19 protein-coding genes and 2 rRNA genes are annotated in these 22,135 nt (G+C 69.9%); 6 read left to right on the forward strand and 15 right to left on the reverse strand.

Annotated features, from left to right (window positions below):
- Together ACIQCZ_RS00005 and rrf are read left to right on the forward strand one after the other, a co-directional pair.
- A 23S ribosomal RNA gene (locus tag ACIQCZ_RS00005) occupies window positions 1–73 on the forward strand; the annotation flags it as partial.
- A 76-nt stretch (window positions 74–149) separates the two neighbouring features.
- Window positions 150–266, forward strand: a 5S ribosomal RNA gene (rrf, locus tag ACIQCZ_RS00010).
- An 86-nt stretch (window positions 267–352) separates the two neighbouring features.
- Here rrf and ACIQCZ_RS00015 read toward each other — a convergent pair.
- The 4 genes from ACIQCZ_RS00015 to ACIQCZ_RS00030 are packed head-to-tail and all read right to left on the reverse strand — an operon-like array spanning window position 353 to window position 4,077.
- Window positions 353–1,018 carry a response regulator gene (locus ACIQCZ_RS00015; RefSeq protein WP_402278194.1) on the reverse strand — a complete coding sequence of 222 codons (666 nt, stop codon included), beginning with the start codon at window positions 1,016–1,018 and terminating at the stop codon, window positions 353–355.
- On the reverse strand, window positions 1,015–2,289 hold the full coding sequence (locus ACIQCZ_RS00020) for a sensor histidine kinase (RefSeq protein ID WP_402278196.1): 1,275 nt from the start codon (window positions 2,287–2,289) through the stop codon (window positions 1,015–1,017). Before ACIQCZ_RS00020 ends, ACIQCZ_RS00015 begins: the two co-directional genes overlap by 4 nt.
- A gap of 31 nt (window positions 2,290–2,320) precedes the next feature.
- Window positions 2,321–3,142 (reverse strand): ABC transporter permease, encoded by an 822-nt coding sequence (locus ACIQCZ_RS00025; RefSeq protein ID WP_402278198.1) that lies wholly within the window; start codon window positions 3,140–3,142, stop codon window positions 2,321–2,323.
- Window positions 3,139–4,077, reverse strand: coding sequence for an ABC transporter ATP-binding protein (locus ACIQCZ_RS00030; protein WP_402278200.1), 939 nt, complete (start codon window positions 4,075–4,077; stop codon window positions 3,139–3,141). Before ACIQCZ_RS00030 ends, ACIQCZ_RS00025 begins: the two co-directional genes overlap by 4 nt.
- A 143-nt stretch (window positions 4,078–4,220) precedes the next feature.
- Here ACIQCZ_RS00030 and ACIQCZ_RS00035 point away from each other — a divergent pair, with 143 nt between their 5' ends.
- Window positions 4,221–4,784, forward strand: a complete 564-nt coding sequence (locus ACIQCZ_RS00035) for a GNAT family N-acetyltransferase (protein ID WP_402278202.1) — start codon at window positions 4,221–4,223, stop codon at window positions 4,782–4,784.
- Between the two features lie 67 nt (window positions 4,785–4,851).
- On the opposite strand, the gene ACIQCZ_RS00040 is transcribed toward ACIQCZ_RS00035, so the two are convergent.
- The 9 genes from ACIQCZ_RS00040 to ACIQCZ_RS00080 form a co-directional block, all read right to left on the reverse strand.
- Window positions 4,852–6,486, reverse strand: a complete 1,635-nt coding sequence (locus ACIQCZ_RS00040) for a type IV secretory system conjugative DNA transfer family protein (RefSeq protein WP_402278204.1) — start codon at window positions 6,484–6,486, stop codon at window positions 4,852–4,854.
- Window position 6,487: 1 nt separating this feature from the next.
- Window positions 6,488–7,906 (reverse strand): ATP-binding protein, encoded by a 1,419-nt coding sequence (locus ACIQCZ_RS00045; RefSeq protein WP_402278206.1) that lies wholly within the window; start codon window positions 7,904–7,906, stop codon window positions 6,488–6,490.
- A 52-nt stretch (window positions 7,907–7,958) separates the two neighbouring features.
- The gene (locus tag ACIQCZ_RS00050) at window positions 7,959–9,509 is read right to left on the reverse strand and encodes an SCO6880 family protein (protein WP_402278208.1); all 1,551 of its coding nucleotides are present in this window, start codon (window positions 9,507–9,509) and stop codon (window positions 7,959–7,961) included.
- Window positions 9,506–10,819 carry a hypothetical protein gene (locus ACIQCZ_RS00055; RefSeq protein ID WP_402278210.1) on the reverse strand — a complete coding sequence of 438 codons (1,314 nt, stop codon included), beginning with the start codon at window positions 10,817–10,819 and terminating at the stop codon, window positions 9,506–9,508. Before ACIQCZ_RS00055 ends, ACIQCZ_RS00050 begins: the two co-directional genes overlap by 4 nt.
- Window positions 10,820–10,853: 34 nt before the next feature.
- Window positions 10,854–11,726: a hypothetical protein gene (locus tag ACIQCZ_RS00060; protein ID WP_402278212.1), complete on the reverse strand. Its 873-nt coding sequence runs from the start codon at window positions 11,724–11,726 to the stop codon at window positions 10,854–10,856.
- A 180-nt stretch (window positions 11,727–11,906) separates the two neighbouring features.
- Window positions 11,907–12,215, reverse strand: a complete 309-nt coding sequence (locus tag ACIQCZ_RS00065) for a hypothetical protein (protein ID WP_018101695.1) — start codon at window positions 12,213–12,215, stop codon at window positions 11,907–11,909.
- 296 nt (window positions 12,216–12,511) lie between these two features.
- Window positions 12,512–13,138, reverse strand: coding sequence for a DUF402 domain-containing protein (locus ACIQCZ_RS00070; RefSeq protein WP_402278214.1), 627 nt, complete (start codon window positions 13,136–13,138; stop codon window positions 12,512–12,514).
- A gap of 513 nt (window positions 13,139–13,651) precedes the next feature.
- Window positions 13,652–13,843 carry a DUF397 domain-containing protein gene (locus ACIQCZ_RS00075; protein ID WP_402278216.1) on the reverse strand — a complete coding sequence of 64 codons (192 nt, stop codon included), beginning with the start codon at window positions 13,841–13,843 and terminating at the stop codon, window positions 13,652–13,654.
- A gap of 11 nt (window positions 13,844–13,854) precedes the next feature.
- Window positions 13,855–14,706 (reverse strand): helix-turn-helix domain-containing protein, encoded by an 852-nt coding sequence (locus ACIQCZ_RS00080; RefSeq protein WP_402278218.1) that lies wholly within the window; start codon window positions 14,704–14,706, stop codon window positions 13,855–13,857.
- Between the two features lie 196 nt (window positions 14,707–14,902).
- Here ACIQCZ_RS00080 and ACIQCZ_RS00085 point away from each other — a divergent pair, with 196 nt between their 5' ends.
- From ACIQCZ_RS00085 to ACIQCZ_RS00095, 3 genes are all read left to right on the forward strand, one after another.
- Window positions 14,903–15,343 carry an ATP-binding protein gene (locus ACIQCZ_RS00085; RefSeq protein WP_402278220.1) on the forward strand — a complete coding sequence of 147 codons (441 nt, stop codon included), beginning with the start codon at window positions 14,903–14,905 and terminating at the stop codon, window positions 15,341–15,343.
- A gap of 114 nt (window positions 15,344–15,457) precedes the next feature.
- Window positions 15,458–15,823, forward strand: coding sequence for an iron chaperone (locus tag ACIQCZ_RS00090; RefSeq protein ID WP_402278222.1), 366 nt, complete (start codon window positions 15,458–15,460; stop codon window positions 15,821–15,823).
- Between the two features lie 73 nt (window positions 15,824–15,896).
- On the forward strand, window positions 15,897–16,520 hold the full coding sequence (locus ACIQCZ_RS00095) for a GNAT family N-acetyltransferase (RefSeq protein WP_402278224.1): 624 nt from the start codon (window positions 15,897–15,899) through the stop codon (window positions 16,518–16,520).
- A gap of 113 nt (window positions 16,521–16,633) precedes the next feature.
- On the opposite strand, the gene ACIQCZ_RS00100 is transcribed toward ACIQCZ_RS00095, so the two are convergent.
- Together ACIQCZ_RS00100 and ACIQCZ_RS00105 are read right to left on the reverse strand one after the other, a co-directional pair.
- A complete protein-coding gene (locus tag ACIQCZ_RS00100; protein WP_402278226.1) occupies window positions 16,634–20,998 on the reverse strand; it encodes a caspase family protein in 4,365 nt (1,454 codons plus the stop codon).
- Window positions 20,991–21,710, reverse strand: coding sequence for a hypothetical protein (locus ACIQCZ_RS00105; protein WP_402278228.1), 720 nt, complete (start codon window positions 21,708–21,710; stop codon window positions 20,991–20,993). The genes ACIQCZ_RS00100 and ACIQCZ_RS00105 overlap by 8 nt, the downstream gene beginning before the upstream one ends.
- Between the last annotated feature and the right edge of the window lie 425 nt (window positions 21,711–22,135).

Consider the following 22,135-nt stretch of genomic DNA (forward strand, 5'->3'; position numbering starts at 1 on the left):
GTTGATAGGCCAGATGTGGAAGCCCGGTAACGGGTGGAGCTGACTGGTACTAATAGGCCGAGGGCTTGTCCTCAGTTGCTCGCGTCCACTGTGTTTGTTCTGAAATAACGAACGGCCGTGTTGTTCCGGTGTTGTTTATTTCATAGTGTTTCGGTGGTCATTGCGTTAGGGAAACGCCCGGTTACATTCCGAACCCGGAAGCTAAGCCTTTCAGCGCCGATGGTACTGCAGGGGGGACCCTGTGGGAGAGTAGGACGCCGCCGAACTCCTTTTACGGGAAGCCCCGTGTCCTTGTGGCACGGGGCTTTTCCGCGTTTACCCCTCTTCTTTTCGGTCAGGGGCGACCAGTTGTTCATCCTGCGGTGACCAGGTGGGTGTCGTAGGCCAGGATGACTGCCTGAACTCGGTCGCGGGATCCCGTCTTGGCGAGAATGCGTGACACATGTGTCTTCACCGTCGATTCCGCGAGGTGGAGTCGCTCGGCGATCTCCGTGTTGGTCCATCCCCGGCCGATGACCGTGAGGATTTCTCTTTCCCTTTCGGTGAGGCTCGCGATGCGGGTGTCCAGCGTGGTGGGGCCACCGGGCACGGCCGGCAGATGGTGTGCGTACGCGTCCAGAAGGCGGCGGGTGAGGCTGGGTGCGACCACCGCGTCGCCGCTGGCCACGGCCCGTATGCCGGAGAGGAGTTCCTCGGGCAGCGCGTCCTTGATGAGGAAGCCGCTGGCGCCGGCACGGAGGCCGTCGTACGCGTACCGGTCGAGGTCGAACGTCGTGACAATGAGGACGCGCGTGCGGGCACCGGCCCTGATGATGCGGCGCGTCGCTTCGATACCGTCCAGGAGCGGCATGCGGATGTCCATCAATGCCACGTCCGGTTGGTGCCGGGAGACGAGGCTCAGAGCCTCGTGACCGTTGGCGGCCTCGCCGACGACCGTCATGTCGTCCTGGCTCTCCAGCAGCATGCGGAAGCCGAAGCGTTGCATCGGCTGGTCGTCCGCGATCAGCACGGTCGTCACGAGGGGCTGTCCTCCAGGGGTAGTCGGAGCCGTACCTGCCAGCCGGCCGTGACCGGAGCCGTGGCTGTGGCCTGCGTCGGCAGTGGGCCCGCTTCGAGTGTGCCGTCGTAGAGGGATGCCCGTTCGCGCATCCCGGTGATTCCCTGCCCGCCGCCCTCGGGTCCGTCCCGGGTGGTGCCGGTGTCCGTGATCAGGGCTTCCAGCTCCTTCGCCCGGTAGGTGAGCGTGACCTCCGCGGTCAGCGACGGGCCGGTGCCGCCGTGCTTCAGCGTATTGGTGAGGGCCTCCTGCACCACTCGGTAGACCGTCAACTGCCGCCCCGCGGTGGGCGGGGACGGCGGAGGCGTGCCCTGGACGCTCAGGTGCACGGGGAGGCCCGCTGTTCGTACGCCGGTGAGAAGCGCGTCCATGTCGTCGAGGGTCGGCTGCGGGGCGCGGTCCGCCTCGGCGGGGTGGTCGCGCAGGACACCGAGCAGACGACGCAGTTCCGTGAGAGCCTGCCGGCTCGTGGTGCCGATGGCCTCCAGGGCCTGGGCCGCCCGGTCGGGGCTCCTGGCCGCCGCGTAGGCGCCGCCGTCCGCGAGGCCCGTGATGACGGAGAGGTTGTGACCGATGATGTCGTGCATCTCCCGGGCGATCCGGGTCCGTTCGGCGGCGGCGGCGAGCCGGGCCTGCTGGTCGCGTTCGAGCTCCAGCCGGTGGGCGCGGTCGACCAGGGCCTCCGTGTACTCCTTGCGCGTACGGACCACGATCCCCAGCAGGGCCGCGAGTGCGAACGCCCAGAGGTGGGGGACGAAGAGCAGGTCCCAACTGTGCGGGAAGCGCACCGAGCCGACCACGAGCGGAACGGTCACCAGGGCGCCCGCCCACGCCAGGGCCCGCGTGGGCAGCCGTAGCGCGATGTTGAAGACGACGATCTCCCGCAGGTAGGCGGCCTGGACGAGCGCCCCCGTCCAGACATTGATCAGGGCGAACGGGGTCATGAACACCAGCACGGCCGTCGGATGGGTGCGGCGCCACAGCAGCGGCGCGGAGAACGCCACGCTCATCAGCAGGACCACGGGTTCGGGCGCGTTCCGGTTGCCGGCCACGGTGCGCCAGCCCCCGGTGGTGAAGTCGAGTACGGCGAAGATCACCCAGAACGCGGTGAGCAGTCCGTTCCAGACCACGGGCCGTCGCAGGTCGAACGCGCGGACACGCTGCAGCAGGTGCTGGAGATGCCCGGTCAGTGCGGTGGTGCTCGTACCCCGGTCCTTGTGGTCGTCCGTCACGTGTCCATCCTCACGGGCGGCCGGCTCGGCGTCATGCGTCACGTCGGCCCAGCAGCAGCGCGGCCGCGCACAGGGTGGTCCCGGCCCACAGGCACAGGGCGAGCAGGGCTCCGCCCACGGGGGCCTCGCCCGGGAGCGGGGTGGCGGAGCCGAGGGAGCCCGCGGCCTGGGTGGGGAAGTACGTGACGGCGGTCCTCACCGCGTCGTACGGCAGCATGGAGAGGACCTCCGGAAGGATCATCACGCCCCCGATGAACGCGCCGATCGCGCCCGGTACGGAGCGGATCAGGGCGCCGAGCCCGAGCGCGATCAGGCTGAGCAGGGTGACGCCGGCGGAGTTGCCGACGACCGCGCCGAACACGCCCGGGTCGCCGAGCGAGGCCGCCTGGTCGGTGTCGTGGAGGAGCGTCTGGGCGATGACGAAGGTCAGCAGGGCGGTGGTGAACATGACCACGAAGACGGTGACGGTGAAGACCGCCGCCTTCGCCCACAGCACCGGGAGTCTGCGCGGGACCGCGGTGAGCGAGGCGCGGATGAGGCCCGTCGAGTACTCGCCCGCGGTCACCAGGATGCCCAGGACCACCGTGCACAACGTGCCGAGCACCGAGCCGTAGAGCACCAGGACGACCGTGTCCACGTCGGAATCGCCGCCGCCCGAGGTGTATGTCGCGCCCATGACCACACCGATGCCGAGCACCAGGACGGACGCCGAGACCAGAGTGATCCAGGAGGAGCGCAGGGACCGGAGCTTGTGCCATTCGGAGCGCAGGACCCGGGTGGCTGTGACTCGGTACGGGTTCTCTTCCGGGTGTCGTTCCGGGCGGGTGGCCGGGTGGCCGATCGCGGTCGTCATGCGGGGGCTCCGGTCGGTTCGGGGGCGGTGATCCGGTACTCGACCGACTCCTGGGTCAGGTCCATGAAGGCCTGTTCCAAGGAGGCGGTCCGCGGGGTGAGTTCGTGCAGGGGGATGGCATGGGCGGCCGCCGTGCGGCCGATGTGTGCCGCGTCCGTGCCGTGGACCTCCAGCTCGTCGGGGGCCGAGGCCGGGCGGGAGGCGATCTCGATGCCGGGGCCGGTGAGGAGCTCGCGCAGGTCTCGGGCGCGCGGGGTCACGACCTTCACCGACGCGCCGCCCGCGGTGGCCACGAAATCGGCGACCGTCATGTCGGCGAGGAGCCGGCCTCGGCCGATGATGATCAGATGGTCGGCGGTGAGGGCCATCTCGCTCATCAGGTGTGAGGAGACGAGGACCGTACGGCCCTGCTCGGCCAGGGACCTCAGCAGGTTGCGGATCCACAGCACGCCTTCCGGATCGAGGCCGTTGACCGGCTCGTCCAGGATGAGGGTGGCCGGATCGCCGAGCAGCGCGGCGGCGATACCGAGGCGTTGGCCCATGCCGAGCGAGAAGCCCTTGATCCGTTTGTGGGCGACCGTGTTCAGCCCCGCCAGATCGAGGACATGCTCCACGCGGCGGCGCGGGATGCCGTGGGTGTGGGCGAGCGCCATGAGGTGGTTGAAGGCGGTCCGGCCGGGATGGACGGAACGGGCCTCCAGGAGCGCGCCGACCTCGGTGAGCGGCGCGCTGTGGGCGGCGTACGCCCGTCCGCCGATCGTCGAGCGGCCTCGGGTGGGTGCGTCCAGGCCGAGCAGCATGCGCATGGTCGTCGATTTTCCGGCGCCGTTCGGTCCGAGGAATCCGGTGACGGTGCCGGGCCGGACCGTGAAGTCGAGCCCGTGGACGACGGTGGTGTCTCCGTACCTCTTGGTGAGTTCGTATGCCCTGATCATGCGGTCGACGCTACGGAGGGGGCGTGCGTCGGGCGTCGGACCTGGGGCGGGATGTGGTGGGGCGGGTAGTACCGGGGTACGACGACGCCCTGCCCGGTGGATGTTGATTGCGCAGGTCGGGTGCCCGCGGAGAGGATCGACGGATGGAGCATGTGATTCGAGCGGTACGCGCCGATGAGTGGCCTCTGGTCAAGGAGTTGCGGCTGACCGCCCTGCAGGACCCGGCTGCGCCGATCGCGTTCGTGGAGACGTACGCGCAGAGCGCCGCGCAGCCCGACGAGTTCTGGCGGGACCGGGCGCTCGGCGCCTCCGGGAGCGGGCAGGGCGATGTGCGGCAGTTCGTCGCCGTCGGGCCCGAGGGGCGGTGGGACGGCGGCGTCACCGTGCTGATCGAGCGGTCGGGCGAGGAGGTGCGGTTCGGGGAGGCGGTCGACGTTCACCAGGCCCATGTGGTCGGTGTGTTCGTACGGCCCGAGGCGCGGGGCAGGGGCCTGGCGGAGGCGTTGTTCCGGGCCGGGACGGACTGGGCGTGGTCGTTGCGTGAGCCGCGGATCGAGCGGGTGCGGCTGTATGTGCACGAGGACAACGCGCGGGCCGCGGCGCTCTATCGGCGGATCGGGTTCGCGGCCACCGGGCATACGGTGCCCGTGCCGGCCGACCCTTCCGCGCGGGAGCTCGAGTACGCGGTGGGGCGGCCGACGGCGTAGGCGGCGCGTGGGGGTCGTTCGGTCAGCGCGAGGCCGTTCAGCGCGCGGCCGGTCAGCGTGAGCCCACTCACCGTGAGCCCATGAGGTCCTGTGTCCAGCGGGCGCGGGCCTGCTCACGGGAGCGGAGAAGGGCCAGGGTCGGCAGGCCCATGGCCTGGCCGGTCGACAGCAGCTCCGGGAGCCGGGGGAGGGGTGCCACCGCGGCGACGTCGTCGAGCACGAGCGTCATTGGTGGGTCGAGCCGACCGTCGGTTGACCGTGCGGCCATGCGGCGGCCGTGCTCGACCACGTGCGAGGCGAGTGCCGTGAGCAGGGGCATTGCCCCGGGACCCGAGCGGGGATCCTCGATCGGTTCACCCACCACATAGAGGGTGCCCCCTTCGTCCGTGAAAGATTCCAGCACGAGCGAATCCGCCCGGTTGGGCGTGCAGGCATCGCGGATGTGGACCGAGGACAGCGCGGCGAACGCCCGTACCGTCAGCTCCTGTGCCATTTCACGGCGTTCGGGGTGAGCGGTGAGTGCGGACTCCAGCAGGCCCGCGAGTCCGGAGGCCGCTTTGGGGTGGGTGCGGAGCAGGCGCACCGGTTCGTGGGCGCTGCCGCCGAGGGCCCAGCGGTGGACCTGGCGGAAGGGGCGGCCGTCGATGGCGGCGGCGTGCAGCCAGCACTTCAGGAGTGTCTCCGCGGTGTCGGCCGTCGTCGCGTCGATACGGGCCTGCGGCCGGACCGGGGCGAGGAGCGACGTGGAGCGCGCGGCGGCCGTGTCGGGCTGTTCGCAGCCCGCCGTGGGGGACCAGTGGAGGCGGGCCGGGGTGTCGCAGAGGTGGCCCGGGTCGTAGACGAGGACCGGACCGATCTTGGCGCGGGCGTCCTTCGTCTCGGCCCAGACGGTGGGGTCGGAGGTGACGACGAGCGCGGGTCCGTCGGCCTCCAGGACCGCCTGGACGACGGTGGGGCGGCGGGTGGCGGCCGGCCCGTACACGACGAGGGGGGTGCGGGGCGTGGGGAGCGCGGCGGCGTGGGCGGGGAGCGGATCGGTGTCGGACGGTACGTGCTCCACGGGGGTGGGCGCGGGTACGAGAGGTGACTTTGGGGCAGGGGGCACCGGTGGGGCGGGTGTGACCGCCGGGTGCTGGAGCGTCGGCTGCGGCTGCGGCTGCGGCTGCGGCTGCGGCTGCGGCACAGGAGCAGGAGCAGGTGCGGGGGTGGGTACCGGATGGCGGTGTGGCGGGGCCCCGGTACGGGGTTCGGTACGGGGCTCGTGCTGTTCGGACCGTACGGCCTCGACCCCGTCCCCGGCCGTGCCCCCGCCGCTGTACCGCCCCTCGCGTTGGCGCGCGCGCACCGCTCGCCAGCGGGCCACCACGCCCAGCACGAACACCGTCAGCACAACCAGCACCATCAGTTCGCCTATGAACAGGCCCCAGAACAGGCCGTACCCGGAGAGCGCGTCCGCCGGGGTGTTCGGCCAGGCGGCCGGGAGGTCGTGCGGAGCGGTGACGAGTCGACGCATCGCCAGCGGGGTCTCGGCGAGGGTGACCCCCTCCGGCCAGGCGCCGTGCGCGAAGAGTCCGGCCAGGCCGGTGGCCGTCCAGGCCAGGAGCGTCAGCCCGAGCAGGAAGGCCAGCAGCCCTATCAGCAGTCCGTCCGGGATACCGCCGCCTCCACTGCCCCCGGTACGTACCTCGCCACGCCCCGCCATGTCAGGCCACCGTTGACTCGGACGACTCGTTCAGCCGTTGTTGGTGCTCGATCCGGGCCGCGCGCTCCTCCGCCTCCAGCTCGGCGGCGCGTACGTCCTCCGGGACGAGTTCGGCCGCCGAGGACTCGGTCATCGCGCGGTCGGTGAAGACCAGCGGGCGTTCCGCCTCGGTGATCAGGTGCTTGACCACCTGGACGTTGCCGTTGACGTCCCAGACCGCGATGCCGGGGGTGAGGGTCGGGATGATCTCGACCGCCCATCGGGGCAGGCCGAGCACGCGTCCCGTCGCTCTGGCCTCGTCGGCCTTCTGGGCGTAGATCGTGCGGGTGGACGCCATCTTGAGGATCGCCGCCGCTTCCCGCGCCGCCGCTCCGTCGACGACGTCGCTGAGGTGGTGGACGACGGCCACGAACGACAGACCCAGCCGTCGGCCGAACTTCAGCAGGCGCTGGAAGAGCTGTGCCACGAAGGGCGAGTTGATGATGTGCCAGGCCTCCTCGACCAGGAAGATGCGTTTCTTCCGGTCGGGCCTGATCCAGGTGTGCTCCAGCCAGACGCCGACGATCGCCATCAGGATCGGCATGGCGATCGAGTTCCGGTCGATGTGCGAGAGGTCGAAGACGATCAGCGGGGCGTCGAGGTCGATGCCGGCGCTCGTCGGCCCGTCGAACATGCCGCGCAGGTCACCGTCGACCAGCCGGTCCAGGACGAGGGCGACATCCAGGCCCCAGGCCCGTACATCGTCTATGTCGACGTTCATCGCCTCGGCGGATTCGGGCTCCGGGTGGCGGAGTTGGTCGACGATGTCGGTCAGGACCGGCTGCCGGTCGGTGATCGTCTCGTTGACGTAGGCGTGGGCGACCTTCAGCGCGAAGCCGGACCGTTCGTCCAGGCCGTGTCCCATCGCGACTTCGATGATCGTGCGGAGCAGTGCGAGCTGGCCGGTCGTGGTGATCGAGGGGTCGAGCGGGTTGAGCCGGATGCCGCCGTTGAGCGCGGCGGTCGGGTCGAGGCGGATCGGGGTGAGGCCGAGCTCCTGGGCGATGAGGTTCCATTCGCCGACGCCGTCCTCGCCCTGGGCGTCCAGGACGACGACCTGGCGGTCGCGGAAGCGGAGCTGGCGGAGCACGTACGTCTTCTCCAGCGCGGACTTGCCGTTGCCGGACTCGCCGAGCACCAGCCAGTGCGGGGCGGGGAGCTGCTGTCCGTACAGCTGGAAGGGGTCGTAGATGTAGCCCTTGCCCGAGTACACCTCGCGGCCGATGATCACGCCGGAGTCGCCGAGGCCGGGGGCCGCGGTGGGCAGGTAGACGGCCTGGGCCTGTCCGGTGGACGTACGGACGGGCAGCCTTGTTGTCTCCACCTTCCCGAAGAGGAAGGCGGTGAAGGCGTCCGAAAGCGCGGACAGCGGATCTCGCATGGCGTGACCGACCTCCCTCTCGTTTCTCTCGGTTCTCTCGGTCGTTCCGGGGTCAGCGACGGATGCCGGTGGCGAACGGCAGGGTGTTCACGAAGGCGCGATGGTGCTCACGGTCGCACCACTCCAGCTTGAGATACGACTTGCCGGCCGAGGCCCGGATCGTCCGCTTGTCGCGGGCGAGGGACTCGGGCGAACGCGAGGACACGGTGATGTACCCCACCAGGTTCACTCCGGCCGCGCCGCTCGCGAGGTCTTCACCCCGCTGGTCGAGCCGGCCGTGTGCGGCGATGTCGCGCGGGTCGACGGTGCGGTTCATCTTGGCCTGACGGCTGGCTTCCGCCTCGTCGTTGGTCTTCTCGGTGAGCATCCGCTCGATGGCGACCTCGGTGGGTTCGAGGTCCATGCAGACCGCGACCGTACGGATCACATCGGGTGTGTGGACGAGGAGCGGGGCCAGGAAGTTGACGCCGACGGGTGTCATCGGCCATTCCTTCACCCAGGCCGTGGAGTGGCACCAGGGCGCGCGGGTGGCCGACTCGCGGGTCTTGGCCTGGAGGAACGTCGGCTCGACCGCGTCGAGTTCGGCCGGCCAGGCGTTGCGCTTGGTCATGGCCTGGATGTGGTCGATGGGGTGGTCGGGGTCGTACATGGAGTGCACGAGGGAGGCGAGCCGGCTCTGGCCGAGCGGCTGGCGCACCCGGATGTCGGCCTCGGCCAGGCGGGCGCAGATGTCGGTGAGTTCGCGCGCCATGACGACGGCGAGGCCCGCGTCCCGGTCGAGCTTGCGTCCGGCCTCGGGGCGGGCGGCGCGGGCCATGGCGTTGGCCTCGGCGGCCAGCTCGCGGGTGTAGTGCATGCAGGCGACGAGGTAGGCGCGGTGCTGCTCGCTGGAGGTGGAGACCATGGACTGGAGCTGGTCGTACGACTCCCGCAGCCAGCCCGGGGACGTGTGGTCGCCGCGCTGGGCGACGTCCTTGGCGTGGGCGTCGGGGTCGGCGGGGAGGGTACGGGCCAGCATCTGGATGCGGGTGACGAAGCCGTCGCCGTTGGCGACATGCTTCAGCAGCGTGCCGAACCGGTCGACGAGGGCTTCCTGGTCCTCGCTGTCGCGCAGGCCGACGCCGGGGCCCTCGATCTCGATCGCGGCGGTGACGGTCCGGCGGTCGGCGTGCAGGAGTACGGCGATCTCGTCCGGTCCGAAGGGGGCGGCGAGCCAGTTGATCCGGCCGATGCCGGGGGGCGGGCCGATCTCGACCTCGCGCCCGTCGGCGCCGACGCCCGCCTCCATGGCGCCGGAGCGGTAGGTCGTACCGCGGCGCAGGGAGCGCTTGTAGCTGCGGTTGATCTCGAACCACTTGTAGAAGGTGCGGTGCTTGTACGGGAGGTACACGATCGCCAGGGCGAGGATGGGGAAGCCCACGAGCAGCACGATCCGCGGGCCCAGGTAGGGGACGATCAGCCCGCTCATCATGCCGAGGAACGCCCCGGCGATGATCAGTGCGATCTCGCCGGTCTCGCGGTTCTTGCCGACGATCGCGTTCGGCCGGGCGCGGCCGATGAGATACGTACGGCGGGGCGCGATCGTGTGGGACGGAGTCGTCAACGCCCTCCACCTCCGGTGCTGTTGTTACCTGAACTGCCTGATCCGCCACCTCGGGGGGAGCGGCTGCCGTGGGGGGTGCCGGAGGCCGGTCCCGATCCGCTGCGGGGCGCAGGCGTGGCGGAGGGGACGGATCCGCCGCCGGAGCCCCGGGAGCTGTGCGCGGCGACACCGCCGCTGACCGCGTTGGCCGGACGGGCCCCGCCGCCGCTGCCGCTGTCGCCGCTGTTCTGGGCGCTGCGGCTGCTGTGGGTCTTGATGCCCTGGGAGACGAGGGCGGCCGGTGAGCTGATCATGGCGGCGGCCTGGGAGCCGTCGGTGGCCTGCTTGCGGTTGGTGCGGGCGCCCTGGATCTCGTCTCCGAAGCCGGGGACGAACCGGTAGATCATCGCGGAGGCGAAGATGGCGAGCAGGATGATGGCGAGGCCGGACACGACGGCGGAGAACGCGTTCGGCCCGTCGTCCTGGGAGAGCGCGCCGGCCAGCCCGAGCACCACGACGATGACCGGCTTGACCATGATCACCGCGATCATGATGCCTGCCCAGCGGCGGACGTGGCCCCACATGTTCTTGTCGACGAGCCCCGCGTAGACGACGGTGCCGAGGAGGGCGCCGACGTAGAGCAGGGCGGCGCGGATGACGAGCTCCAGCCAGAGGATGCCGGCGGCGAGGATCGAGACCAGCGAGACGACGATCAGCATGATCGGTCCGCCGCCGATGTCGGAGCCCTTCTTGAGAGCCTTGGCGAACGATCCGAAGAAGACGTCCGTCTGCCCGCCGGAGGACGTGGCGATGATCTCGGTGACCCCGTCGGTCGCGGAGACGACCGTGTAGAGGATCAGCGGGGTGAATGCCGAGGCGAGGACCGTCAGCCAGAGGAACCCGACGGCCTCGGAGATCGCGGTGGTCAGCGGTACGCCGCGGATGGCGCGCTTGGCCACGGCGAGCAGCCACAGGACGAGGGTGAGGACGGTGGAGGCGGCGAAGACGATCGCGTACTGCTGGAGGAACTTGGTGTTCGTGAAGTCGACGTTGGCGGTGCTCTTCACCGCGTCGCTGAGCTTGTCGACGATCCACGCGGCGGCGTCGGCGCAGCCGCGGGCGAGGGAGGAGAGGGGGTCGAGGGAGTTGTCGGGGCTGCTGGGGACGCTGGAGGGGGCGCCTGCGTCGCCGTCTTCGCAGTACTGCTTGGCAGGGCCGATCAGCAGGTCGCAGGCGTTGTTGCTCTTACTCGGGTTCGGAGATGGAGACGGGCTGGGAGCAGCAAACGCGCGAGCTGAGAAGGCGACAAGGGCTGTCTGCACTGCCACCATCACGGCAACGGTGGAGCGGGTTCGGCGGCGAGGGCTACCTGGCATAAGTGAAGCCTCCGTACTGCTCGACAGCCTTGCTGATCTCTTCCGAGCTGGAAGCGGCGACATCTCCCGGGACCGGAGCCGGCCCATCCTTCTGAGCGTCACTGACAGCCCGCCAGCCATCGCTTGTCCAGCTGAGTTGAACGGTCCAGGTCTTCCACGAGGTTCTTACGGGATCCGTGGACTCTGGCCCGGACATGCCGATCAGCCCCGTGTACCAGACCGAGACCTTGGCTGTATCGCCCTCAAAGGCTTCCAATTTCGTTCCCACGGGGATGGTCCGCGAGACGAACACGCTGCCCTGTGGTGCGTTGCCATCGGGGTCCAGGCCCAGCTTTCCGAGGAAATTGGCAGAGTACGCGGCGTCCTGCGGCCCCTTGAGCTTTTCCGCAGCCTCAGACGTGTAGATCGTGTTCACGATTTCGTGACGGCTGTCCTTCTTGAACATCCCGACGGAGCCCAGCGCCACTGCAAAGTTGGACGCCGCGCTCTGCGCCCCCTGCTCGTCATGGGCGAACCCCGACGGAATCGAACCGTTCTTCCCCGTCACCGGCTTCGTCCCCGTGGCCGCTGTGGACGACGAGTCCGGCTTGGTACCGGAGCTTCCCGAGCGGCCGTTGTTGCCGTCCCCTCCGCCTCCGCTCATGTTGGCGAAGGCGATAGCCGCGATCAGGAGGACGACCACGCCGACCACCGTGACGAGGGAACGGGAGCTGCGGACGGGACGGCGGGGGGTGCCGTAGCCGTCGCCGCCCTCGCCGTCGGGAAGGCGGGTACGGGTCTGGCGCGTACCGCCGATGGTGCTGTATCCATCGTCCGTACGGCTCGAACCGCTGCCGTAGCCTCTCTCGTCGCCGGGACTCATGCCGCGTACTCCCCCTCAACCGTTTCCTGAACCGGGTAGTACGACGGTAGCCGTGCGGGTTCCCGCGCGGGCGCGGTGTGGTGACTCGACATCAGGGAGACGCAACCTCTGCCGGTGGGCACGACGGACGGATGGTGTGGGGACGGGCTGGAGTGGCCCCTGGCGTGGAATGACAGCCGGTCAGACGGCCATCCCGTAGACGATGGTGAACAAGGTTCCCAGGGATCCGATGATGAACACACCGGTCAGACCGGCAACGATCAGCCCCTTGCCCTGCTCCGCGCTGAATGTGTCGCGCAGTGCCGTGGCACCGATGCGCTGCTTCGCCGCGCCCCAGACCGCGATGCCGAGGCAGAGCAGGATGGCAATGGCCATCACGACCTCGATCATTACGCGGGCCTCGTTGCCCAAGGTCCCGAACGGTCCCCAGTTCGGGGCGATTCCGCCGATGATGGTGGTGATGTCGCCCTTTTCAGCTGCCAGGATCATGTAAGTCACCGCCCCTGTTGGGTAGTTCATTGCCCCTGCCACACGACACGGGTCGCTCTCTATCTTCGCTGATGAAACTGCTCTCGTACGACGGCTTGGCGGCTCTCTTTACCCGGATCTCGTACGTTTGACCGGTCTGACCGCCCTGACCTGCGGATCGAATCGGAGTATGACCGAATACGTATGGTTACTCTGTGTATCACGGGGGGTGACCTCGGGCAATGAATGCCATCCCGCCACCCTGGCCGAGACCTTCGCGCAGGGCCCGGCCGGCGCCCGGCCGCCGCCTGGCCGGGTCAGAGCAGGGGGTGGCGCGGGACGGGTGGCCGGGGTGGTGTCGTCCAGTTCGGCGGCGGTCGGAAATCGCACCAGGTGCCGTCGAAGGGAAACGTTCCGGCCTCGGCGAGCCGTACGACCGAGTCGCCCTCGCTCCGGATGGCCGATGCCTCGTCGGCCGACCAGTAGGCCGGGTCACCGGTCTTCTCGGCGAAGGACTGCTCGTCCTTCCACCGCCAGCTCCGGTCCGGCGCCACGTTGATGTCGAGTTCGTGGTCGGTGATGTCGATGTCGTCACCGTGGTGGACCCGGTGCTCCAGATTTACGTACCAGCCACGGAACTTCTGTCTGCGGCCGAAGAGCCAGAGAACGGAGTGCGAGGCGCCGGTGGGCTGGTAGAAGAGCGCGTTGCCCATCGGCCACCGGCCGGCGACCACGGGGTAGCCGTCGGTCGGGCGGTCGTGCGGGGCGATGTCCCGTAAGTGCGCTCCGCGGGGAAGCTTCGTACGCCACATCGGTGTGCCGGCCTCCATCCACACCAGCTGCCCCGCTTCGGTGCGCTCGACGAGGCGTACGGGCACCGAGGCGCTCAGGTGTCCGCCGATGAAGAAGTTCCAGCGGAGTATCCGGCCCGGGTCGTCGTTCATGCTGTGGATCATGCCCGGGGCGCGATGGGCGGACACGTGATCGGAGAATCGGTTCGGCGTGCCGCCGTGCGCGGCCGGGCATGCCGGGAGCGCCGCTCATGTGAATGAACCGGCCTGACTGCTGTGTATCGGTGTTGTCCGGTGAGTCGTCCTTGGGCCGGAGGGCCCATGCTGCGCGTGAAGACTCGGCAGGCAAGCCGAGCGGCGTCGTTCCGGGGTGCGCTTCCGTGTTTCCGTCGGCCCGTGGGACCTGTCCGCTCTTCCGCTCGCTTCGGCGCGTCACCGCTGAAGGAGTGCTGCCGTCCTTCCGATGCGCTGCGTCGCGGTGGCCCACAGCAGTACTGCAAGCGTGTGAGGTGTGATCAAGCGTGCGAGGCCGAGCAGCCCGGTCCCGCCGCGGTGCCGATCGCAACGTGGGCGAGTTCGTCCGGGCCGAAGGCGATCTCGATCCAGGGGCCGGGGCCCTCCTCGTCCTCGGGGGCGGCGCGGATCCAGGCGAGGAGAGCGGGGACGTCAGCCGTGGGCGCGGTTGTCCTTGATGGTGCGTACGAGGGCGGCCCAGGCGGCGGGTGTGGTGCGGAGTATCGCCCCGGTGGGGTCGCCGCTCTCGGTGAGCTGGACGGTGCCGGGGGAGGGGGCGGCTATGTGTACGCAGGAGTTCCCCTGTGCGCAGTAGGACGACTTCTGCCAGGCGGGAGCGGGCATCGTGGGTTCCTTCACAGGTCGCGGGCGATGTTGTGGATGAAATTTCTGGACTCTTCCCGGGTCAGCGCGGTGGCTTCCATGCGGCCGAGCAGAACGCGGTACTTCTTCAACTGGACCTCGGCGTCGAGGAAGACGGGGCCGTGGGACTGGTCCAGGTTGACGGTGTCGAGCTGGGGGACCGGGCCGACGAAGTAGTAGATCGACTGACCCGACCCGGCAAGGACTCCGGCGGAGAAAGGGATGACCCGGAGGGTGACGTGGTCGCGTTCGCCCAGGTCGAGGAGGTGCTGAAGTTGCTTGCGGGTCACCTTCGGGCCACCGAACTGCATCCGCAGGGCGGCCTCGTGGACCACGGCCTCGTGCGGTGCCGGTGATTCCCGGAACAGCACGGCCTGCCGTTTGATACGGAACGAGATGCGGTGCTCGATGTCGGGAGGCGACAGCGCGGGAACATCCTGGCGGAAGATCTCGCGCGCGTATTCCGCGGTCTGGAAGAGGCCGGGGACATGTACGGTGACCGCTGTTCGCAGCCTGTGGGCGTGGTGCTCGATTTCAGCCAGGTCGAGAAGCGGCGCGGGCAGGGTCCCGCGGTACTCCTCCCACCACCCGCGCGAGCGGTCACCTGTCATGGCGGCCAGGGCGTTGACCAGCTCATGGTCCGAGCAGCCGTAGTGGCAGGACAGGGTGCGCACCCGTTCGGCGCTGACACCGTAGCGGCCGGCTTCGATGTTGCTGATGCGTGCCTGGTTGCCGCCGAGGAGCCTCGCGGCCTCGGTCGCGGTGATCCCGGCGCGCTCACGCAACTTGCGGAGTTCGGCGCCCAGTCGTTGGCGGCGGGCTGTTGGTGTGGCGCTGGATGACATCACTCGCTCCCCGGCTCGGTCACCCACACGAGGGTATCTGTCATGTAATTCATGAAGTTCATGGAATGTATTCCATGTTGCGTTCTACTGTCGGGCTCAGGCCACTCGCCCGGAAGTACCCCGCTCGACGGAGCGGTCTCGTCACCGGGCACTTCGAAGCGCACCCTCCAACTTTCCTCCGTGATCGGAGACTTCCATGGTCAGTGCCACGGTATCCCCGCCCTGGGCGTACACCCTCCAACTCCCGCAGGATCCCCGCGCTCCCGGCGTGGCCCGCTCCACCCTGCGCACCGTCCTGCGCGTGCACGGCATGCGCGAACTCACCGAGATCGCGGAGCTGTTGGCGAGCGAGCTGGTCACCAACGCGTACCTGTACTCCTCGGGGGCCTACTCCCTGCGCCTGCGCGACGCCGGGCGCAGCCGTATCCGGCTGAGCGTGTGGGACACCAACCCGCACATCCCCGCCCCCTTCCGCTGGGGCGCCGAAGCACCGGAAGAGCTCGCCGAACGCGGACGCGGGCTCTACCTCGTCACCCTCTACGCGGAGAGCTGGGGCGCCCGCCCCATGGGGACCGGACTGCCGGGGCAGGGCGGGAAACTGCTCTGGGTGGAATGCGCAGCCAAGGGGGCCGGGTAGGGCCTCCCGTTCGGATCGGGCCGGGTCGCGTACCCCGGCTCGATCCGAACGAAGGGCCCCGGGCCGGGGTCCGGGCCGGGCGACAGACACACAGGGCGGGCATAGCCTCGTCACATGGTGCGGAGCGAGGCGAAGGACGTGGCCGGGTATCTGGCCGAGGTGCCCGAGGAGCGCAGGGACGCCCTGGAGAGGCTGCGGGGGCTGTGCCGGACGGAGCTCGCCGGTTTCGACGAGGTCATGGCGTACGGAATGCCCGCGTACGAGCGGGACGGCGCCGTCGAGATCGCGTTCGCCGCCCAGAAGCAGTACATCTCCTTCTACCTGATGCGCGGTGACGTGCGTGAGGCGTTCGCGGAACGGCTGGCCGGACAGGACATGGGGAAGGGCTGCCTGCGCTTCCGCAAGGCGGAGGCCATCGACTACGACCTGGTGCGGGACCTGCTCCGGGCGACGGCGTCGGGGCCGGGCGAGGTCTGCTGAGCGGAGCCGCCCCGTCCGTGACCGGTGGAAATTCGCTGGTGGTGGGGCGGGAGAGGCACGTAGGAAGGGGGGTATGAGTGCCTCCACATCCATACCGCCGACTGCCGATCGACGGACTTTTGTCCGCGCCACGCTCGACCTGGGAGACCTGCTGCTGCGCCCCTGGAGCCGGGAGGGCGCCGACCTGGAGGCGATGCTGGACGGGTTGGTCACCGCCGCCGCGGACCCGCTGATCGCCCGCTGGAACCCCTTCCCGGCAGCCGATCGCGCCGAGGCCATGGCGCGGCTGGAGCTGCGCGAGGGCGGCTGGGACCGCGGGGATGCCGCCGACTTCGCCGTACTGGGCGCGGCCGACGGCGCGGTCCTGGGCGCCGTCGGACTGCGCTGGGACGACCGCGCGGACGGCCTCGCGATGATCGGCTACTGGACGCTCCCGGCCGCCCGCGGACGGAACGTGGCCACCAGAGCGACGACGGCGGTGACCGACTGGGCCTTCAGCACCGCCGATGCCCGCCGGATCGAGATCGCCCACGCCGTCGGCAACGAGGCCTCCTGCCGGGTGGCCCACCGCTGCGGCTTCCTTCTTGAGGGGACGCTGCGCCAGTCCTACCGCTACGGCGACGGGGTGTACCACGACGAGCATCTGCACGCCCGCCTGGCAACGGACCCGGCGCCGGCCGACCGCGCGACGGCCTGACCGGCGCGTACGGGACCGAGCCCGCGGCCGGGCACCCCGGGAACGGGGAGTGAACGGGCCAAGGCGTCCGGTCGGTCGACGAACGAGGGAAGTCCTGGCGAGCTCCTGCGGTCTCAACGCTCCGGGCCGTGAGCTGTGGTCGACGAATACCGGGGTGCGCGCTGCCGGGTGAAGAACGCCACGTCATTGCCGAAGGCGGCCACGAGGTGGTGGTCGGAAACGGCGAGTGCGCGGCAATGGTTCGCCAGTCGGAGCATCGTGAGCCCCGTGGGCTTTGCCGTGGGGCGGAGCAGATCCCAGACCCGAACGGTGTTGTCGTGCGAACCGGTCAGTGCGACGGGTCGTCCGTCGAGTTCGGTGCAGACCATGGCGTTCACCCAGTTGGTGTGGCCGATCAGAGGACGGCCGAGGGGGTACTGGGTGGTGAGGTCCCACATCCGCAGCGTCTTGTCGTGTGAGCTGGTGACGGCGACGGGCAGACCGTCGATCTCGACGCATTCCACGGCCGTCACCCGGGCGGTGTGGCCGACGAGTGGTCGTCCGACGGGTTCTCCGCTGTCCAGGTCCCAGAGGCGGACGCTGCTGTCGGTGTAGCCGATGAGGGCGACGGGACGTCCGTCGAGTCGGGTGCAGGCGGCCGCCCCGCTCGAAACCTTGCGCCGGTGGAGGGGGCGTCCCACGGGGCGGTAGGTCTCCAGATCCCACAGCTGAGATGTTCCGTCGTCGTAGCCGATGGCCGCGAGAGGGCGTCCGTCGAGGTGGGTGGAGGCCGCCGCTGCCACCCGGCGGGCGGTGTTCTCCGCCGGCAGGCGGCCGATGATGCGGCGGGTCTCCAGGTCCCAGATGGTCATGTCGGGACCGATTCCGGGCCGGTCGTCGGTGGTGAGGGTGAGGGCGACGGGGCGGGCGCCGGTGGTAAGGGCGATGGCAGCCGCCGGTGCGTCGAGGCGGGCGACCGCAGGCGCGTGCGACCAGCCTGCCAAAGCGCCTCCGTGCTGCTCGATGGCCTCGGACGCAGGTGGGTACCACATCCTGGCGGTCCGGTCGGTGGAGGCCGTGATGACGACGGGCCCGCCGCGGAGGCGTCCGCAGGCCACCGCGGTCACGTTGCCGGCGTGCCCGGCAGCGGGACGGCCGATCGGGTGGCCGACGTTCAGACCCCAGATGCGGACCGTGCGGTCGCGCGAACCCGTGACGGCGACGGGCTGTCCACCGACCCGGGTGCAGGCGACCGCGCGCACTCCGCTGGTATGGCCGGTCAGAGGGCTGTCGATGAGTCGGCCCGTACGCAGGTTCCAGAGCATCACCTTGTTGTCGTACGAGGTCGCCACGGCGACGGGCTGTCCGTCGAGCCGGGTGCAGGCCAGTTCATTCCACGCGTTGGTGCGGGTGCTGAAGGGGTCGCCGACGGGTCGGCCGGTGGTCAGGTCCACCACCCTCACCTCGCCGGGTGTGAGGGTGACGACCACGGGCCTGCTGTCGATCTCGCCGCAGGCCGCCGCTTTCACGGGACCGCTCGGGAATGTACAGGGTTCACCGATGGGTCGGCCGGTGCTCAGGTCCCACACCCGCACGGTGTTGTCCCTGTCGCTGGTGACGGCATACGGCCGGGCGCCGTCCGCCACGCAGAGGACCGCGTGGAACCACCCGGTCAGGTGGCTGAGGGACGGGCCGACGGGGCGATGGGTGCGCAGGTCCCACATTCGTACCGTGCTGTCGTGGTACGACGCGGTGACGACGACCGGACGACCGTCGAACTCGGCGCAGATGAGCCGGTCCACCTCGATCTCCGGACCGGTGAGGGAGCCGCCGACGGGTCGGCCGGTCTCCAGGTCCCAGACTCGCGCCGGTGAGTCGTACGAGTTGGTGACGGCGAGGGGCCGTCCGTCGAGCAGGGCACAGGCCACCGAGGTCACCGGGGTGTCGTGCCCGGTGATCGGTTCGCCGACGGGCCGACCGGTGCCGAGATCCCAGATCCGTACGGTGCTGTCGTGGGAACCGGTGACGGCCACGGACTGTCCGGCGATCTCGGTGCAGGCCACTGCCAGCACCTCACCGGTGTGGCCCGTGAGGATGTTGTGCATGGCCGGGGAGACGCCGCTGCCGGACGCGTGGACGGGCTTCCAGGCGTCGGCGGCCATCCGGTCGGTGAGTGCGCGGCGCGTCTCGTGTGCCCCGTACCGCGCCGCGTCGAGCGCGAGCACGGCCCGCCGCTCGTCGGGTGCCAGCGGGCGGTGCGTACCGATCGACGCCCGGTAGACGGCGCCGTGGAGCCGGCCCTCGTCGGTGGTCAGCAGGCGCAGGTGCGGGGCGAGTGTGTCGCACTCCGCGTGGACCAGGTAGTCGGGTTCCTGGACCAGTTCGTCGAGTACGCCCCCGAGCGCGGCGTGCGTGGCGAGGTGGCGGCGGAGATAGGGATGGGCGCGCGACCAGTCGGGGTCGGCGTCGGCACCGTACGGGACGGTCGCGCGCAGCGCCGAGGTGAGGGCCGCGTGTACGGCCTGCGCGTTCTGGTCCGTACGCAGGTACTCGGCCATCGCCTCGTGGTAGAGCCGGTACACCGAGCGGCCGTCCTCGATCGCCTCGACTATGTAGGAACCGGCGGTGGAGCGCAGCCGCCACAGATGTTCGTTGGTGTAGACGTGGCCGGAGACCGCCGAGGCGGCCGGGGCCCAGATGTCCTCCCACGGCAGGCCCTGGCCCTGGGCGAAGGCGAGTGGGCGGAGCAGATCCATGACCTCGGGGGCCTGGTCGCCGAGCCGTCGGGTGAGGTCGTTGTGGATGGCTTCACCGGGCATCCGGGGCAGTGCGGCGACCCAGCCGGGATCGTCGGGGTCGGGAACTCCCGGCGCGGCGGCGAGGGTGCCTGCGGTGATGCGGGCGACGAGGAAGGACCGGCCGGCCGCCCGTGCCACTTGACGTGCGACGGCGGTACGCAGGCCGTTGCCGCAGGTCACGTAGGGGGAACAGGCATGTGCACCGAGAAGGTTGCGGATGGTGTAGGCGTGGATGGCCTCGGGGTCGGCGTATTTCTCGGAGTCCAGATCGATGCGCCCGGTCTCCTCCGTCGTGAGCGGATCGAGCAGATGGGGTCGGGTGCCCAGGAGCAGGCGCAGGTGCGGGGTGCCCGGGTCGATCAGCGGACGAAGGACGTTGCGGCAGAGGCTTTCCGGGGTGGCGGCCTCGTCGAGCGCGTCAACCAGGACCGTCAGCGGACGGTCATCGGGCCGGCCGGATGGAATCGGTCTGGCGGCCAGTCGGTCGACCAGCTCGGAGACGGTGTCGGCCGGAACGCGGGCGGCGGCCGCGATGCCGTGCAGAACCTGTTGGTCGGTGAGGTTCTGGGCATAGATCGCGGCGGCGAGGGTGCGCGGGGGCGGGAGGGGGACCGAGGCGAGTCCCATGCCGTCCAGGGGGACCGTGCGGCGTTGTCCGGGATCGCTGACGGCCGCCAGGATGCCGAGCACCGCTGTCTTGCCGGAACCCGGGCCGCCGGTGACGGCGAGCGCGGGCTGTGCGGGCGGCGGATCCACCAGCCACCGGGAGATGTCCGCGAGGGCGTCATGGCGGCCGGAGAACCACCAGCCTGCCCGATGGGGGTCCGAGTGCCCTTGCGCGCGCTTCAGGAAGCGGCTCTCGTACTCGACGACGCGGCGGTCGGCCTGGCGTTCCCACTCGCGAGTCTGCTGCAGGGCCAGATCGAAGTGGCTGAGCCGGGGATTGTGGCGCCCATTGGGGAGGAAGGGCGGGATCGCGCCGGTGAGGCCGATGATTTCCAGACCGATCGTCTGGTGTGCGGGGCGCTTCGGATTGTTTCTCATCGCGTTGACGACAGCGTCGAGCGCGAGGGTCTCGGGGGTGTAGCCGGCCGTGGCCAGGCTGTGCACGGCTTGGCCGAGGAGCTCGGGGAAGGCCCCGGCCTCGGCGAGTTCATTGGGCTGTGTGGAGGTGAGGACCGCCAGCCCGGACTCCCCGTCGTCGCCCCAGTGGCCCTTCAACCGAGCCATGGCGGCGAGCAACTCGTTGCCGCCCTGGCCGGAGAAACAGGTGTCCAGCATCAGCATGAGCCGACGGACCCCGGTGCCCCGCAGGATCTTGCGGGCCAGGGTGAGAGTGGGCAGGGCGTCGTCGATGTCGTCGGGGTCGGTGTCGGAAGTGAGGAGTACGTGCTCGCCGTCTTCGAGGACTTCGCCGTGGCTTGCGATGTAGACGGCGACCAGGTCGTCGGGGCGACGGTCGGGCGACTTGCTGAAGTTGCGCAGCTCGGTGAGGAGCTGGGCCTCGGTGGGATTCAGGCCGAGGTCGGACACGTGCTCGTAGCCGAGGTGCGTGGTGAACAGGTCGATGACCCGGCGGCGGGCGTCCGCGAGGCCCGGGCGGTCCCACTCCAGTTGGGCGGGGGCCTTGGGGTAGGCGGTGACCGCCGTCGCGATGAGGTAGCGGCGCGGCCGTCGGTGAGTGGGGGATGTCTCAGTCACGGCGGGGGCTGTCCCCGTCACGGCGCAGGCCTTCCGCGACGGCCCGGCCGGTCTCGGAGGCTGTCAGATACGCGGTCGCGTCGTGGGCGCGGGAGCCGTTGTGCACGACCTTTCCTTCGAGGGCGGGCCCGAAGAGCGGTGACAGGTCCTTGACCGCGGCGACGACATCGCCTTCGTCGACGACGTTGGTCCAGCGCGGGGTGGGTCCGGGGCCGGAAGCGGGTCCGACGTCGCGGCTCGGGCTGCCGGGCCAGTCGCCGGGGTGGGGCAGCAGCCGGTCGAAGACCATTCGCATACCGAGCGGTGAACCGAGTGTGATCAGCGCCTTTACGGGGTGCTCCGGCATCGCGCACAGGGCCTCGTACGCGATGACGGAGCCGAGCGAATGGCCGATCAGTACGTGAGTGTCGGGGCCGATCCGCTCCTGGACCCGCTCACGGGCGGCGGTGCGCAGGTCGTCGTCGAGGAGATAGCGGCGCACCTGCTTCAGATCGAAGACCAGCGCCCGCAACGAGACATCGGCGAAGAATCGGGAGCGTTGCAGGGCCCGTAATGCCGTCTGCGCGGCGCGGGGGGAACGGGCGAGGGTTGTGGAGCCGGTGGCCGGGGGCACAGTGGGGTCGATGTCGGCTGCGTGTTGCCACCAGGCGAGGAGCAGGTCGAGTTCGAAGCCGTCCGCGACGTCGGACGCGGTGAACATGGGGTCGCCCACGGCCAGGGTGCGGCCCGCAGGGCGGAACAGGTCCCCGTAGAAAGCCGATGTGAAATCGTCCTCGGGAATGGCTGGCCGACCCGCATGCCGGAGCCCGTCGCAGAGGGCCGGAAACCAGTCACCGTGCAACATCGCGCTACCCATGAGCTGTTTGCCCACGCCGTGCACGCCCACAACTCGCGTCACTCCGTGCCCCGTTCCCCGTATGTATGCCAACTCACTCTAGAAGTGGCCAGCATGACGTGACCACGCTTCCCGACGGATCCGGCCGACGTCTCGGGGGCCGCACAGGGATAGCCCGTTCGGGTGAACCGTAGGTCGTGAGGTGCCGGGCCCTGCGCGGGTACGACGCCTTGAGGCGCGAGTGGGCGCGGCGTGTCGCCCGCGCGGGATTTGGCACAGTGCCGCTCCACGATCAAGGACGG

This window comes from Streptomyces sp. NPDC093149 (genome assembly GCF_044754145.1).
Lineage (GTDB): Bacteria > Actinomycetota > Actinomycetes > Streptomycetales > Streptomycetaceae > Streptomyces.